Here is a 14733-nt window from a genome sequence, read left to right on the forward strand (position 1 = left end):
CTTCGTTTTCAAACAACTATAAATGCAAAATTCCCTTATATATCGCTTTTTGACCATATTTCAACGCCCAGCGCTGATTTCCATATTCGTAGTGCCACCATTCTTTTTCATAGTTTACAAACCCCGCTTCCGACATCACACGGGTTAACAAGCGCCGGTGTTCCCGCGCACGCTGTTCCAGATCATCCAGTAAATGTTTCGTTTCAAACCACGATGTATGGGCCGCTTCCGAAAGTTCATCAAAATCGGTTCCCATTTCCAACCAGCCCTCGTTATTGGCAATCGTTAAATCGACAGCTCCCCCGGTGATATGGGGAGACGGCGCATCAGGATTTTTTGAGGGGCGGGCTACAAATTTTGCAAGTTCGGCGTACAGGACTTCACCCTGCAGCCCTTTGGCCATCAGTTCTTGTTTAAACATCTGATAGAGGGCCTGTTGAACTTGGTAAGGTCTCCACCCGTCCAGTACAACTAACCAGTAGTCTGCCGGAAGAAGGTTAGCCGCTTTCACCAATCTCTCGGCTACCCCCTGCCTTACATAACAATCCGGCAGAGCATTCGGGATGTTTTGCTGATAATAATAAGGAAAGGTTTTTATTTTCGAAGACAGGTTGGAAACAGACACCAGAGGTTCTCCAATCTCGCAAATAGGGATGTCCACATGCGAGGCTTCCTTTCGAGACAACCGGGAAGGGTTATCCACTTTTATCACCTCCTTTATAATTGCATTCTACTATAAAACAAAAATTCAGTAAACTTAATTTTTTTACATTATTCTAAATAAATCCAAGTATAGAAATAAAGAAGCCTTCAAAAGAAATAGCTCTTTCAAAGGCTTCCCATGGTAATTTTAAAATTTGAACGGGACTACAAAATGATACCCCTCACTGGACGACCCACAAATGCAGCTACCAGTGTTCCGTTTGTTAAATCATTTGTTCCTTTAGGAGTATAATCTACCGTAATAGTATCTCCAAAGGTGATATTGTTATTAAGTGTTAATGTAACCGTGTCGCCGGATACGGCTACATTTATTACATCGGGACTGGAAGCTGCACCGTGAATGATAAATGCTGCCGGGTTCCCCGCGCTCCCTGTCAAAGAACTGCTAAATGTCAGTAGGATAGTATCAGCCGATGTTAATACTGCATCAGTGACGGCTGGAGCGTCGGCAGCCGTGACTATGTTAAAACTTGAGGATCTGGAAAAAGTTTGATTGCCATCGCTGGCATATACATAATAATCATACGGGGTTCCAGGGATTGCAGTATCGTCGGTATAGCTTCGAACACCTGGATTGATATATCCCCCTATGAACTGTGCATCGGACGGGTTGCCTGAATTTGCACGATAAATCGTATAATTTTGTACAGATGGCGAGGCACTGTCCGTCCATTGTACAACGTTTTGCACTCCGCCGATAGCAGCAGGCTGAGTATCCGACGTTGAAACCGTAACATTGGCAGGAGGGGCAAACTCGGCATCATAAGCTTTTGGCGTAACCTCACTTTCAGACTTACCAGAGTTTGTTAAGGTAACATAAACAGTTCCACTGCCGGTTCCTAACTGTGGAATGCTTACTTCGGCAGATGTTTCCCCGTTCCCAACCGTCGCGCTGCCCAACCGGTATTGAGCTGTACCGCTTGGATCACTATAAACGTTTATCACATCACCCGTGGTTAATCCCGTTACTTCCACATAATCTTTCATTGGTTCATTGTTGTTGTGGACAGTAATGTTCGCTGCGGAAGGAGGCTGTGTATAGTTAGCAATACCTGGATTAACATCCCCATCCATCAGCTGAATATCAACATACTTGACGATTTTGTTATTTCCATCCACCTCATACAGACGAACCCACCACCCGGCAGATACTCCGGTAATATCGTCTCCCGAGCGGTATGGTTTACCGCTAAATTCATCTGCTCCCGAAATAGGAGTCGTGGGATAAAGACCCCCGCTGATTGGAGAAGTTACCACCTTAAGTGAACCTCCTGTCGTAGGTGCATACGTAATCTTCGTGGAACCTGCCACACTGCCCTGGCCTACTGTATATCCGGTAAGTGCCGGAGCCGGGGCCGCGACATTGGCGGGTGTAAGAAGAATATCGAAGAAGTGTACAATGTTGTTGCTGTCGTCTACCTCATATAAGCCTACATGCTGTCCGACTGAAACATGAAACAGTTCCATTCCGGCCGTATAATCCTGTGCACCATTCGGCACGGGCGTTCCCGGTGCGGGCGCAGTAAAAGGCCCTGGTTGAACTATCGTTTTCAGTTTATTTCCGGCTCCAGTGGTATGCATAATCTTTGTGGAATTTACCTCATATCCCGGTTGCGCTACAGGTGCCGGAAAAGGGGTATAGGTCCCTGTTAATTCCCCCTGCGCAATGATTTTGCCTGCCAGCGCTGCCTGTATATCATCGAACGAATAATGACCGTCAGAATTTAAATTAACAGTAGGTGCATTCAAAGCGTAAACCACCGTTTTATAATGGTGCGTTCCGCTAGGTGGCTGCGGCCCGCCATATCCCTGTATGCCAAATCCGTTATTTAGCTCTATACTGCTGCCAAGAGGCATGATATCTAAATTCATCGATGCCCCTTCCGGAAGTGATGTAGTCGAAGCAGGCAGGTTCACAACCGCCCAGTGAACGAAGTTCTGTGCATCCGGATCATACATAACCAGGGCAAACGACTGCGTTCCAGCAGGTTTGCTCCAACTGAACGGCAGGCTTGTGTTCTTCGCTTCCGGCAGGTTGCTTCCATCCCTGTTAAATCCATACTTAATCGGAATCGAGCCATTTGCAGCAAAAGCAGACGAGGTAACTTGAACGGATTGAGCAGCTCCTGTGTTATCGGCGGCAGCCACTCTTACGCTTACGGCTCCCTGTTTAATAACCTCGTTGCTTCCATTCTTAACTTTAACTACGACTACTGCTGTGCCCGCTTTTTTTGCTGCCACAGTTAACGTACCATCTATCGTTAAAACATTCTCATCGCTGCAGGAAACATCAAATGTCTCTCCACCTTGCAGCGTATATCCGGTAATCACCCCTGTTGTTTTGCTTCCAATTTTCAAATCTGTTGGCGCTGCCAGATCAATCGCGATCACCGCCGTTCGGCCGGCATTTACACCCTGTAAATTCAAATGGTTTACGCCCGGTTTTTTCATTAAATTCCCAATATTCCCCGTCCCACTTATGTTTGCATCCCCGCTTACAATTACATTTTGAACCGGAACATTAAATTGGATGAGAGAGGACGGATCGCTAGGATGGACGTCAGTTAATGCATTGTCAAAAGCATTCGTTGCCGATCCCCCAATGGTTGCCGGGGCATTAATGCCAACATTTCCGTTAATCTGTGTCCCGCCTTCTACATTCAGATTCGAGGGCGCGTTCACCTGCAATCCACCGGATAACGTAGAACCAGTTATCGTCGTGTCAGCATGGGCGGGTGAAATCAGCGTACTAAATGCGAAGGTTGATAACACAGCTATCACCGAGTTTTTATTTACCCTATTTTTCATTCAAATCATCACCCCTAAAATTTTTTTACAAAAACATTCAAACGATCTATTTTTTTCAGAAAATAAATTCCGGAAATTTGATTTGATTATCTCCCCTTAAAGTTCTTTAACAGCGAACCATTATTGTAAGGTTGTCACACCGTCAACCGTAACGTTTTCCAGATTGATCTTATTCGCTGCCGTCATTTTTAAGTTTCCGGGAATATGAACATTTTTCAGGGTGAAGTTATTGGCTGTAATGGTAACGTCTTGCGAAACCTGAAGACTATCCAGCGTTCGACCGTTATAGTCACTACCGATCGTAATCGAATTTCCGGTTAACACCGAACCACTGCTTCCGCCGCTTCCCGAGCTAGAGCTGGAACCGCCTCCGCCACCACCGCCGCCGGTTGATCCAATGGAAACCTGGATTCCCTGGGCTGTTTGCAAATTAACCGGCTTTTGCGCGAACGATACGCCGTTTGCATTTGCTTTTGCGTTTTCGATTTTGCCCGTACCATTCACTTTTACCGCATCGTTTGCCGTGAAATTTTTAACAGTTATGTCAGAGAGAAGAGTGATCAGGGGATGATTGGCTCCTTTTTCTACTTCCAGGTTGTCTATCGTACCACCGGACAATTCAATGGAAGCATTGCCATGGATCGAAACGCTGTTGAAGCTACCGCTGAGCGTAATAGCCGCTTGATCGGAAGCCTCGATTGTTACATTGCTAAAACCTTTCGCCGTTCCCGTTAACTTGCCTTGTTCAAGTTTTCCTCCGGATTGAAGCGTTACACTATCCATATTGGTTGCACCTGAAGCAACAATATGGACGCCACCCCCTTTTTTATTTACAACCACTTTAGAAAACGTAGAGTCGGCTGCATACACCGAATTCGCTCCCCCGCCTTTAATCGTCGTTGTGCCTTTAACCGTTACATTTTGTAAATGGGCGGTGCCCTCTCCAACCGATTCGGCCAGCGTTAAATCCCCGGTTATGATCGTATTTTGCAAGGTTACATCGGAAGCAGCAAACACAACATTGCCTTCAATTGTTTCTGTGCCTGCTGCCGGTCCATATGTACCTGCTTTATCATATTGTGTGCCGGCAGGCTGTGGAGAAGCATTTATCATGCTTAATGCCTGGTCCAGCGTAACAACCGATTCCGCACGTGAAATCGCGTTACCGGGTTTAAACATCTTATCGGGATAGCCATGCATGATCCCTTTTCCAGTGATGACCGCAATCGATCCTTTACTCCAGGATGCCATGGCCGAAGAATCTATGAAATTCTGCGCATTATTTTCAGCAGTGGCTCCATTGATTTTCAACAACTTTCCGACAATTACAGCTGCTTCTTGACGCGTAATTTTGTTGTTCGGCCTTACCGTTCCGTCTTCATAACCGGAAATGTAACCGGCCGCTTTTGCAATGGCAAACTCATCATAAAACCACTGACCCGGTGAAACATCTTTATAATCAACCGATGTTTTTTCGGTAAATCCAAAAGATTTGTTTACAAGCGTGATAAACTCGGCGCGTGTAATACTATGGTCCGGTTTAAAGCTGCCATCCTCATACCCGGCTATGTAGCCTTTGTCCATCCATTTTGTAATTTGCGAAGATGCCCAATGTCCGCTAAAATCCTTTGCTTCTGCAAAAACGGAAGCAGGGTTGGTCAAAACAAAGCTGCCGGCCAAAACAGCCAGTAACATCCCGTGGGAAATTTTACTTCCTGATTTCATTTTACCCCTCCTTGAATCATTCGTTTTACCTAATAAGAAAATTGTTAAAAAATACATGAAGTCTACTAATTAATTTAATTATAAAAGCTCCTTCTTTCCTTTCTCTTACCGGCAACTTACTGTTTGCCGTTGATTTTCAAAAGAAAACGATTGAGACTGATTGGTGGAAAGGATTTTCTCGACCTGACAGCGAATTTTCTGAGGAATACAACTACTAGAGGTTGAAAGAAAGGGAACTTGCTTCGTATGAGGAAAAATATCAATTGGAGATACTTAATTTTTTTATGTGCATTCCAAGGCTGGGTCCTTACTAATCCATTATTCGGCACAATACTAGCAACCTTTGCCTCAAAGAATGGTATTGAACCAACATCGTTGGTTCATCCATTTCTGCTTGTTTACTCCCTATCTTTCGCATTCTGGGGAATCTTGTTCGCAAAAGTATCGCTTTCTGCAAGAATTCAAAATGTCGTATTATCTTCCATTCTTGTTACTACAATTGGTTTGAATCTTTCCTGTTTATGGGTATCTCCTGGGGATTGGAAGTGGGTTTTTGCTATAGTGGGGTTGTTGTCGTCCTATCCTTCATTTATATGGTTAAATTTGATTCGTCAACGGGTACATTCGCGATATATCGGTTGGAATTTAGGAGTGACAGGTTTTTTTATTGAATCGACTGTTTATATCATCAATATTTTAAGTGAAAACTTTCAACCTTTGTTGTCTTTTCTTTTATTTCAAGGGTTAATTTTGGTTGCTTTTGCATGCTTCCTCTCTTCACCTGCATTGTTTGTGGTTCCACAGTCATCGATAAAGCCCCAGCGTTTCAGAAAAAAAGACAATATGGCGATGTTTGTAGTGTTGTTTTTTATATATATCATCTTTTTAGAAGGCGGATTAATGTATCAAGTAATCAATCCATACCTTCAGCAATTTCCAAAATTCTTTCTCTATTACACTCCTCTTCCGTATACGATTGCGATGCCATTGGCCGGGTTTTTAGGAGATAAAAAGGGAATTCGCCCCATAACATTGTTTGGTCTCGTCTTGCTAGGTGGAGCGTATGCAATTTTTGCAATTTCGCATGCTTTTCCTGCGGCAGTCATCGGCACTACAGCGATCCGCGTTTCCTTTGCATTTCTCGACTTTTTTGTCTTGTTCGTGTTAGCGAAACGGGAAACCCGATGGAATACAATGATTGGGATTGGCGTAGGCTTATGTGTATATAATGGATCCATTCTCTCCGGTTCATGGTTCAGTCGTTTGTTTCTTATCTTTAGTGATAAAAATTCTTCAATAATGATATATCTATTAGCCATTCTTATCATTTTTCTATCATTTTTATGTGTGGACTGGGTGAATCGGAGAGAAATTCAACTGCATTTAGATGAACAAGGAATGGAAAAGGATTTACAAGCAGCACAGCAAGTACAAAGGGGGATGTTGCCAAAAGTTCACGAATTTCCTCAAAGTCTGGAAATATCTGTGTGCCTGCATGGAGTGAAGAAAGTGACCGGGGATTTTTATGATGTAATATTCTTAAGTCCCACGCGACATTTACTCGTCATTGGTGATATTATGGGGCATGGGTTAGCGCCAGCCTTGCTGGTATCTTCTTTGTTATCCAACATTCGTTCCGAATCATTTTCCGATTGTTCGCCAAAAGATATTTTGCAAAAAGTGAACCGTTATTTTATTCGAGATGTTCGCTCTTCCATGTTTGTCACAATTGGTCTTGCCCTTGTCGATCAAAGCCAACAAACGATTACTTATGCAGGCGCAGGCCATCCTTTTCCTTACTTGATTAAAAAATCAGGAGTGCAGGAAATCGATTTGCCATCGATTCCTGTGGGTGTGGATGAGCAGGCGGCTTTTGAACAGCAGATAATCTCAGTGCAGCCGCATGATATTTTAGTGTTATACACAGATGGTTTAATTGAAGGAAAAAATGAAAAAGAAGAAATATTCGGTTTTGAACGTTTTCACAAACTATTGCAAGAAATCAATCCGGCGGATTTTTTGGAAAAATCCAGTCATACAATTATGGAAGCCATTCAATCCTTTTGTACTGACACGATGGAGGATGATTGTACCCTAGTTATGGTTCGTTCAAGAATGAATTCGTGAACTTTGGTTTACTTCTCAAATGTTCGACGAGCATGCAATGTTTCCAATGCGGTAAATTCATCCGGAAACAATTCCATGTAAGACATTAATCCAACAATCCGGAAAATTTTTTGGTAATGCGAGGATATACTATGTGCGTAACAAGAGTAATTTCGCTGCTTTGCTTCTCTGACAAAACGAATTAGCAAAGCGATACCTGCACTATTCAAATAGTGAACTTGACTCATATCAAACAAAATGCAGCGGTTTCCATCATATGGATGTAACCATGGGAACGTATGAAAAAAAGTTTCTTCTTCATTACGTGTTAATTCTCCTATGATGCGAATGCACCATATATCGTCTTTAACAATGGTTGAAATCTTTGTACTTGACTCCATGCTATCTTCCCTCCTTGCCATGTTTCAAAATCACTTGAATTTCGATAAAAGTTCTCCCATTCTCCATTCCGAAATCCCAACTATCAGCCAAATGGTCGATAATTTGCAATCCCCACCCGCGTGTCTCAAAATGATTCTGAAACACACTCGCTATCGTTCGAAATCTTTGAACAATATTTTCCTTATCCAGAATCTCTTGCCGATGATCAAAGACTCGTATCCATAAGCTATTGTTTAGTATTTTCAATTCAACTGCATACGTTTCTGGAGAATTCCATGTTTGTCCGTGTTCGATCGCATTTAAGCAGGCTTCAGAAAGAATCGTCTTTATATCTTCCATTTGCTCGTTTAAAAGGTGGTAGGGTGACAAAAAATACTCGGCCATATTGAATACCAATTTTTCTGAGCCGATCCGTGTGGGAAATGCAGAATATAGTTGTTGACTCGAGCCTTGTCTCATTCATCAAACCTCCAAACGGATCATTTTCGCTACCCTTTACCTTTATACTAATGCTCTAACACCTGGCTTACCATGTTTCATTTTTGGTCGTATGATACGCAGTATTTCTTTTGATAGGCCTTAAGCCACTCAGGGATCTCTTCATGTTCTTGTCTTAGCAATCTTTCATACCGATTGCAAGTTTGAATGATCTGCCACGTATCACCGGTATTCTCCAGCCCTTGACATAGTTGATACACCGTCGATAAATCCCATTCATTCAGTTTTAGTAGTTCTTCACAATAGTGGATCACCTGTTCATGTAAATTGTTTTGATTCGCATGTTTAATAAGCCTGCCCAGCATTTTTTGTTGGTTATTTAAAACCTCGGCACGTAATGACGCAACCCAATCATCATACTCAAATTCCGGCGCAATGACGTCCCGAAACATTTGTGTTGCCTGGCGATACAATACAACCGCATCCTCCTGATCGTCCAGCCACAGCTGATGCCCGACAGACGCACGTTTCAAAAACTCTTGTACATCTACTCCATTTACCCGATCCTCATTAAAGAATACCAATCCGTCTTGAATCCAAATCCAGCCCTCTTGAATACCTGTTTGCCGGTACAAAAGTTCACGCAATCGGTGTATAAGTACATGCAGGTAATTGGAATCCTGATTGCGTTCGTCATCTCCAAACAACTGATTTAAAAGGATTTCTTTTACCATTCGATAGTGAGGTTGCAGTAATAACAGTGCAAGCAATTGCTTCACTTTTTTTCTTTTATATCGCAGCGGAAAAAGTTTTTGACCGTTTCTAGAATATGCTTGGAACGATTCAAAAAAAGTAAAACGATACTCATAATCAGAAGCCTGATCCACAACATCTGTGATTTGCTTTTGTCTTGTAACAACAGAAAGCTCATCGGAACGTTCCATCCAAAATGGGTCGCCGTAGGCTCGTGCGATATACCTGGCATGCTCAATTGCCTCTATAGTTGGCATTCTCCTTGATTCAAGTATTGCCAGTAAAACTTGAACTTCTTGATCATTAAATACATCTTCTCTATTTGCTCGAATCGGTCCATCCATATCGTTTCCATTTTCAAAGGAAAGCCTCCAGATTACGATCGGATGTAGTTCGGATGATTGCAAGGATTGTGATTGCAAACATTTTTGCAATCGCTTTATTATGAAACTATCAGCAAACCGTTTACACCATTGTTCTGCAGCAACTCGCCAACGCACTTCAAGAATATTAAGATTACGTAATATATAAATGGCCGATTTTTCATAAATTCGCCCAAGTATCCACACAGAAATAGGTTGAAAGGGAATTCTTCCGTCTATTAACTCTCCATATAACTGCTCAGTTGTCTGCAACTCCCCTTTCAATACGGCCGCTTGCGCAAATAAAAAATGTCGCAATACGTATTCATAAGTACCTATCGCCACCGGCTCATTTTGAATCTGTATGCAGATCGCTTCCAACTCCGAATCGAATCCCCGCTCTTCTACAATAGCGAGACCTAGCAGAGAAAAAGCAGCTACGATCTGTCCAGGGTTGCCGAATTTTGCTAGGGTTACGATTAAATTTCGCAATCTCTTTTCCAGGTTTGCCTTTTCTCCCAATAAATACTGGCGCAAAAGCAAAAGAAGAGCCTTGTCCGGATGGCAATTCAGCAGCCATTTTTCTTGAGCTTTCCAAGTCTCCGCAACAGTTTTCTCGATCCAATCCGGCCATGTACGACCCAGATGATTTTCAAGCCATTCCAATCCAGATGGTCCCCATAGTTCTCCGTGTTCTTCCACTGCGGTTTCTCCTATCTCTGTGAATTACGAAATCTAAACCGATGATCTTTTGCAAGCCGATAACTATGATAGTTCTCGAATCGTATTCAAAATCCTTTACATTTCATATAGTTTTCATAATAAGTGTATATTTATGCTTGGACAAACCTTAACAAATGTATCAAAAATTCTCCCTCTACTTTTTCGATACAAACGGATTGCCTTTGATATAAAAGCGCCACGGATAGTGGACAGCCTCCTCCGCATAAGCAATACCGACGCGGGGAGCAGCTACGATTTCAAACCTTTTTTCCCTACTTTCCCGCTCATCCGGCGGATATGTAATATAGAGTTTTTTACCGGACAGATCAAGCCCATTGTCCTCACGGGTTATGGAAAGGGCCTGACATAGTTTACCGGGTCCGCTGCACAAATTACGATACTCCCGATCCGTTAATGGCAATTCTTTGCCAAATCGGGCGAGCGCCATTTCCTTAATCCCGGCAACCGGTTCCAGCGCCCGTATTAGCACCGCTTCCGGCTTTTCCCTGTCATTTGTAACTACGTTCACACAATGATACATCCCGTATATAAAATAAACATACGCATATCCCGGCGGACCATACATGACTTCATTGCGCGGGGTTCTTCGGCCGTTATAGGAATGAGCCGCCTTGTCATGCGGGCCAAGATAAGCCTCCACCTCTACAATTTTGCCGACCCGCTCGACTCCCTCTATGTTATGGACAAGGTATTTACCCAGTAATTCCTTTGCTACGTCCAGTGTATTCCTATGATAAAAACTTTTAGGAAGCTTCATTTTATTCTCCTCGGCACTTTTATTTTACAGCTATTTCTGTAAACGAAAAGGATATAACCCATATTTTGTTTAATTTACATTATTATCCTATCTTTGAGCAAGAAATTTCTCAGTAAATGATAACGTGAAGTTAATCTGCATACTCCGTAACAAAAATTTTTGGGAGGTCAAAACTATGTCAAGTAATGAACCTTTGCACATGAATGGATAAAGATGTACTGAATCAAATGATTAATCCATTCTTTACGACAAAAGAGAGCAGTTTAGGTTTGGGTTTATCTGTTTCTTACCGTATTATTGAAAGCCATAACGGAAAAATCCTGGTTTTTTCAGAAAAAGAAATCGGAACAACATTTGATATCATTCTTCCAAAGCGATATTAAAAAAGAAGGAAACCGTTATTCAGAGTTTCCTCATATTCCAGTCACTCTATAAACCAGTTTCAACGTCGCCGGCTATTTCTATTTCACCTGTACTCTGAGGATTAAAATCAACACAAAGTGTATACTTGCTGCCATGGTCATCCGCAAAAAGGCATGAAAATGTCAGGCACAAGTTCCCTGTTGCCAGTGAAATGTACGGCTCTGTATTAAAAATTTGAATCGTTGGGTCGATGGTAAGTTGATAGAAATAATCCTTTAACGAATGGTCCGTTCCTTTTAATGCCGGTTGAAAGATGAACCGACTTTGCGGCGGTGTTCTCTGTTCGTTGCAATGTGTATCGCTAATCTGAACGCCTTTGGCATCTAAAATGTATGTACACTCAATCGCAGAGAATTGGCTGGTTACTTCTCGGAGGATTTCGTCAAAGCAGGCGGAAGACTGGCTTCCTATTTCATTTCGAATCATTTTTACTATACCGTCACAATACACTTTTTGGCTTTTATATCGGGACAATTGCTCATGCTTATAATGTTGTAACTGATAAGATAGCCCTTCAATTCGTTCATGTAGACCATACCGGTCAATCTGTCCAATCTGTTTCGGACGCGCAAAGTAATAACCCTGCAGGATATCAATGCCTATATCGAATGGAAAACACGCTTCTTGTCTCGTTTCAATTCCTTCCGCCACGACAAGGGCGCCAATTCTTTTAGACAGATTAGCCAGAGACTTGACAATTTCTTGTTTATGATACTCCTCGTGAATATTTGTGATAAGGGAGCGGTCAATTTTCAGAATATCCGGTTTAATCAGGGGAATACGGTCTAAATTTGAATATCCGGCCCCCACATCGTCTAAAGCAAGGAGGAATCCAAAATTACGGTACGTGGTTACAAATTGGGTTAACGCAGTAGAATCGCTAACTTTGGATTCAATAATTTCAAGAACGATTTGATTCGGGTTGACTCCTGTTTCCTGAACCTGATTGAGTAAATAGCCGGAACCAACAATTCCATTGTCAATAATTAAGGTTTCGAAATTCATAAACAGAATAAGGTCAGGGTTTTTCGCGCACAACCGTGCAAAGCCTTCCAACGCTTTTTTTCGGCAAAGCCGATCCAGTTCCAGGACTACCCCTTGTTTCGTTGCCTCTTCGAATAGCTGAACCGGTGAAATGAGGGGACCCCCTTCACTATTGACACCGCGCGCCAAAGCCTCTATACCAACGATTGCTTTTTGCTTGATAGATACCAGAGGTTGAAAGTACGAAATAACCCTCTCCTCCATAATCATTTTTTCTATGTCCAAACTTGAATGATTAACTAAACTCATCCTCCCCTGCTCCTCCTTTATCATAATATAAAAATACTCAATCGTTTTTCCATTATTATATCTTTATGTAAGGTTTTATTCCATTGTTATGTTATATAAAAACAAGGGATTTTTTATTTGGTGACAATTATTGAAGAAAATACAAAAAGCACCACCTAAATGGAAAGGTTCGTTTCGATTCAGGGAGGTGCTTTTGTATATCATGTCTTTTTTTCATTGTGATCCGGCACGTAATTAAGGTGTACAAGGTCGAAAAACAATCAGAAAACAGCAAGAAGAAGAGGAGTTTTTTATTCTTCCCTTAGAATCGTAGTCGCCGAAGGGTTACGGTTATCATTCTCCTGCTTTACTTTATTTTTCAAGCGAAGATTATAGTACAAATAACAAGCGGCCATAAAAGGAATTCCACAATACAGTGCGATTCTTTGATTGGGGTCAAACGCTAAGCTTAGTAATACAACGATGTTTAGCGCGAGCCCAATAATCGGAAGAACCGGGTACAGTGGTGTTTTATATTTAAGGTCTTCGATTTTGCCGCCCTTTGCCAGGTATTTCTTACGAAAAGCTAACTGAGAAGCACTAATGGATATCCAGCCGACCTGTGCTCCCAGGCCCGCAACAGAGATTAACCAGAGATAAACCGTTTTCTCGGCCACCACACTGGACAGCAAGGACATGAAAGCAATCGCAAGCGTAAGAATCAGGGCGTTCATCGGAATCCCTCTCGCTGTCAGTTTCCCGAGTGCAGGCGCTGCCATCCCGGTTTTCGAAAGGGCCCACAGCATCCGGGTGGCGGCGTAAAGGCCGGAGTTCGCCACAGACAACAGCGCAGTTAAAATAACAAAGTTCATAATATTGGCCGCATACGGAATCCCAATTTTATCGAATACGACGACGAACGGGCTTTCCACGACCCCGGCTTCTTTCCATGGAATAAGTCCCGCAAGGACAAAGATCGCAAGGACAAAGAAGAAAATTGTCCGCCATACCGTGTTTCGAATCGACTTCGGTATCGTCTGTTCGGGGTTTTCACTTTCCCCGGCCGCAATTCCAATTAACTCTGTTCCCTGGAATGAAAAGTTTACCGTGATCATGGTTAGCAGCAGACCCTTCAACCCATTAGGAAACAGCCCCTCACCATGAGGCACATAATTCGTAAACAGTGGGGCTGCCTGACCTCCCCGCATGCTGACAAAGCCAAACAGCGCAGCACCGCCAAGGATAATAAATAGAATAATTGCAGCGACTTTCACACTGGAGAACCAGTATTCGGTTTCACCGAAAGAGCGCGCTGACAGTGCATTCAAAAAGAACAGCGCTGCCCCAAAAATCGCACACCACATCCAAACCGGCGAATGGGGAAACCATCTTTGCATAAGCTGTCCTGCAGAGAGCAACTCCAGCGCCACTGTGACCGCCCAGCCAAGCCAATAAATCCAGCCAACGGTAAATCCGGTCGCCGGCCCGATAAATTTGGTTGAATACGTTTGAAATGATCCCGCCACCGGAAGGGCCACAGAGAGTTCACCCAGGCACAGCATCGTTAGATACATAATAAATCCGCCTACCAAATAAGACAGAACGGCACCAAACGCCCCTGCCTGGCTAATGGTATACCCTGACCCAAGAAAAAAACCTGTACCAATGACCCCGCCGAGGGAAATCATGAACAAATGCCTGCTTTTCATGGTTCGCTTTAATTCATGCTTCTGATTGTTCAATTCTGTCATGGAACCTCTCCTTTATAAAAGTTTTTAGCCATGTACGCCGATAAAAAGAATGCGCTTTCATAACAAATAAGATAGTGCAAATATCATACCAATCCTGATTATTAAAGAATACATAAGAAAAACCGGGCAAAAACCGCCCGGTCCTTTTTTGTTTAGAGAATATCCGATAGTCTGTACTTTATGCCATGTACTCCCTCATAATATTCCGGATACATTCGTCCACCACATTTTTCGCATGAAAACATCGGGGGAGTGGTTGGATCTCCATCGTCCATTAAGTCAAAGTCCCTTACAACACTTAAAGGAATTTCCTCTTTTTCATGACACGTTAAACAAACAAAGCTGACGCTCTGTTTCTTGGACTGGTTTAGATTTATGTTTTTCTTCTTTTTCTTCCCTTTTTGACGGGTTTTTGATACCGGTGAGATCGCTAATCACCCTTTCTAAATAAGCTCTTGTTATGGGGCAT

The 14733-nt window shown here is 42.7% G+C and carries 11 protein-coding genes and 1 pseudogene; 2 read left to right on the plus strand and 10 right to left on the minus strand.

The window, feature by feature from the left end:
* Positions 1–16 precede the first annotated feature (16 nt).
* The 3 genes from H525_RS0122065 to H525_RS0122075 form a co-directional block, all read right to left on the minus strand.
* Positions 17–703, minus strand: coding sequence for a M15 family metallopeptidase (locus H525_RS0122065; protein ID WP_245590552.1), 687 nt, complete (start codon positions 701–703; stop codon positions 17–19).
* A 164-nt stretch (positions 704–867) separates the two neighbouring features.
* The gene (locus tag H525_RS25900) at positions 868–3531 is read right to left on the minus strand and encodes a YbhB/YbcL family Raf kinase inhibitor-like protein (protein WP_051331236.1); all 2664 of its coding nucleotides are present in this window, start codon (positions 3529–3531) and stop codon (positions 868–870) included.
* A 120-nt stretch (positions 3532–3651) separates the two neighbouring features.
* Positions 3652–5256, minus strand: coding sequence for an S-layer homology domain-containing protein (locus H525_RS0122075; RefSeq protein ID WP_027417974.1), 1605 nt, complete (start codon positions 5254–5256; stop codon positions 3652–3654).
* Between the two features lie 246 nt (positions 5257–5502).
* Here H525_RS0122075 and H525_RS0122080 point away from each other — a divergent pair, with 246 nt between their 5' ends.
* Positions 5503–7383, plus strand: coding sequence for a SpoIIE family protein phosphatase (locus H525_RS0122080; RefSeq protein ID WP_081413565.1), 1881 nt, complete (start codon positions 5503–5505; stop codon positions 7381–7383).
* Positions 7384–7391: 8 nt separating this feature from the next.
* Here H525_RS0122080 and H525_RS0122085 read toward each other — a convergent pair whose 3' ends face one another.
* The 4 genes from H525_RS0122085 to H525_RS0122100 all read right to left on the minus strand — a co-directional run bounded on the left by H525_RS0122085 (position 7392) and on the right by H525_RS0122100 (position 10818).
* Positions 7392–7763: an STAS domain-containing protein gene (locus H525_RS0122085; protein ID WP_027417976.1), complete on the minus strand. Its 372-nt coding sequence runs from the start codon at positions 7761–7763 to the stop codon at positions 7392–7394.
* 1 nt (position 7764) lies between these two features.
* A complete protein-coding gene (locus tag H525_RS25220) occupies positions 7765–8223 on the minus strand; it encodes an ATP-binding protein (RefSeq protein ID WP_035102371.1) in 459 nt (152 codons plus the stop codon).
* Positions 8224–8300: 77 nt separating this feature from the next.
* Positions 8301–10019 (minus strand): bacterial transcriptional activator domain-containing protein, encoded by a 1719-nt coding sequence (locus H525_RS0122095; protein WP_027417977.1) that lies wholly within the window; start codon positions 10017–10019, stop codon positions 8301–8303.
* A 175-nt stretch (positions 10020–10194) separates the two neighbouring features.
* On the minus strand, positions 10195–10818 hold the full coding sequence (locus tag H525_RS0122100; protein WP_027417978.1) for a DNA-3-methyladenine glycosylase: 624 nt from the start codon (positions 10816–10818) through the stop codon (positions 10195–10197).
* Between the two features lie 203 nt (positions 10819–11021).
* Between H525_RS0122100 and H525_RS26835 the strand changes: the two genes are divergently transcribed.
* Complete coding sequence (locus H525_RS26835; protein WP_081413567.1) at positions 11022–11201, plus strand: ATP-binding protein; 180 nt, start codon at positions 11022–11024, stop codon at positions 11199–11201.
* Positions 11202–11247: 46 nt separating this feature from the next.
* Here H525_RS26835 and H525_RS25225 read toward each other — a convergent pair whose 3' ends face one another.
* The 3 genes and pseudogenes from H525_RS25225 to H525_RS29830 all read right to left on the minus strand — a co-directional run.
* Entirely contained in the window at positions 11248–12534 is a 1287-nt protein-coding gene (locus H525_RS25225; protein WP_051331237.1) for an EAL domain-containing protein, read from the minus strand.
* 290 nt (positions 12535–12824) lie between these two features.
* Positions 12825–14264 carry an amino acid permease gene (locus H525_RS25230; RefSeq protein ID WP_051331238.1) on the minus strand — a complete coding sequence of 480 codons (1440 nt, stop codon included), beginning with the start codon at positions 14262–14264 and terminating at the stop codon, positions 12825–12827.
* Positions 14265–14582: 318 nt separating this feature from the next.
* Positions 14583–14733: pseudogene (locus H525_RS29830) on the minus strand (IS91 family transposase); the annotation flags it as partial.

The organism is Aneurinibacillus terranovensis DSM 18919, from assembly GCF_000430625.1.
Classification (GTDB): Bacteria; Bacillota; Bacilli; order Aneurinibacillales; family Aneurinibacillaceae; genus Aneurinibacillus_B; species Aneurinibacillus_B terranovensis.